This is a genomic window from Anaerolineales bacterium, assembly GCA_022866145.1.
In the GTDB taxonomy this organism is placed as follows: domain Bacteria; phylum Chloroflexota; class Anaerolineae; order Anaerolineales; family E44-bin32; genus PFL42.
This window is the reverse complement of the sequence record JALHUE010000045.1, coordinates 1-1,966: the sequence shown is the minus strand read 5'-3', so window position 1 is coordinate 1,966 and position 1,966 is coordinate 1. Positions and strand designations below refer to the sequence as shown.

The 1,966-nt window shown below is 65.8% G+C and carries 1 protein-coding gene; it reads left to right on the top strand.

The genetic code is table 11. The annotated features are described in order from the left end of the window. Positions 1 to 1,758, top strand: a 1,758-nt coding sequence (locus MUO23_01340) for a S9 family peptidase (protein MCJ7511595.1), incomplete at its 5' end; no start/stop codon positions are given. Positions 1,759 to 1,966 lie beyond the last annotated feature (208 nt).

Genomic DNA, 1,966 nt, shown 5'->3' with positions numbered 1-1,966 from the left:
GTCCAACACATCCGACACCACGCCCTCTCCCCGGATGGGACTCATCTGGCATTCATCTGGGACCGCGAGGGCAACAGCGACCTGTGGCTGATGCCGGCCGAGGCCGGCCACTGGCCGGAGCGCCTGACCTTCGACCGGCCTCCGGTCGCTCCCTGGACGGACACGGCCCCCCGCTGGAGCCCGGATGGCAGGAACCTGACGTATGTCGCCCGCGACGAGATCTGCATCGTCCCGACCGCCGGAGGCCGGGCCAGAAAGCTGACCGACCACGGCCACGAATCCTCGGAGCCGATCTTCAGCCCGGATGGAATGAGGATCTACTACATCAGCAAACGTCGAACCTACGGCAACCTGGTCGCCACCACTCCCGACGGCGAGTGGCCTGTTGCCCTGACCCATTTCGAAGCCGATGTCAGCGACCCCCGGCCATCGCCCGACGGCTCGATGGTGGCCTTTGTCTTCCACCCGGCGACGGACCTGAACCGCTCCGAGGTGTGCCTGGTGCCGGCCGCTGGTGGAGAAGTGCGCCACCTGTCGGGCGCCGCCGGCGTGTGGGACGTCCGTCCCCGCTGGACGCCGGATGCCAGCCGCCTAGCGTTCATTTCGAACCGGAGCGGCTTTCGAGAGCTGTACTTGCTTGACCCCTCCTCCGGCGAGACGATCCAGCTCACCGCCGGTCAGGCAGACGTTCAATCTTACGATTGGAACCTGGACGGGTCGCGCATCACCTACGTGGCCAACCACAACGGGGCTGGTGACCTGCATTTGCTGGCGGTCCACTCAAGGGAGGACCGCCTCTTGCGCGGGGATTCCGGCTGGCATTCGTTGCCGCAGTGGTCCCCCGATAGCAGGAGCATCGTCGTGGGATTCGAAAGCCCATTGGAAGCGCCGGACTTGTGGCGGGTCGACGCGGAGACCGGCGCCGCCGGTCCGCTCACCCGGTCCATGCCTCCGGCGATGAGGGCAGCGTCCCTGCAGGCGCCGCAGTTCGTCCACTATCCGAGCTCGCGCGGCGCCAGCATCCCGGGCTTCCTCTTCCGTCCGCCGGCGGCCTCGCCCAAACGGCGCTGCCCGGCCATCGTCTATCCCCATGGCGGACCGACCTCGGAGCATGTTCTGGACTGGGACATCATGGCCCAATGGCTGCTCGCCAAGGGCTATGCGGTCCTGGCACCCAACTACCGCGGCAGCACGGGCTATGGCCTTGCCCACCAGCATGCGCTGCACGATCAATGGGGGATCGTTGATGCCGAGGATATGCTGGCCGCGGCGGACTTCCTGCGTGGTCTGGATTGGATCGACGGCGAACGCCTGGGCATCCTGGGCTTCTCCTACGGCAGCTACCTGGCCCTGCTGGCCCTGGCCCGCGACCCGGACCCATCGGCGCGGTTCAAGTGCGGCGTCTGTATCTTCGGGGACTGCGACATCCTGACCTCCTGGGCACAGGGAGATCGACCGGGGAGAGAGGATCTCGAGCGCCAGATGGCGGATCCGTCGCAGAACCGGGCAGGCTATCTTGCTGGCTCGCCCGTCTACGACGTCGACAAGATCCGTCATCCTCTCCTGATCTTCCACGGGGACGAAGACAAGCGCGTGCATCCGCTGCAGAGCGAGCAACTCGTCGAGGCGCTCAAAGAGCATGACAAGGACTTTGAGTACTACGTGTACGGAGGCGAGGGGCATGGCTTCCTCCATGACTCGAGCCAGCTCCATTTCCACGAAACCGTGGAGAGATTCCTCGATTGGCACCTGATGTGACCTTTCGCATGGGGCCGGCTTTGGGTAGGGTGGCCGAACGGGCGGCGGTGAGCGACTCCGGCCGCTTCAGGCTGGACGGGAGAATGCTGCGGGAGGTGGGATGAAGCTGTGGGACTATGCCGAGCTCAGCTGGCCAGAAGTGGCTGAGCTGCCGCGGGATGTCCCACTGTTGATACCGCTCGGCTTGGAGGGCTTCGATCCGGAAGCG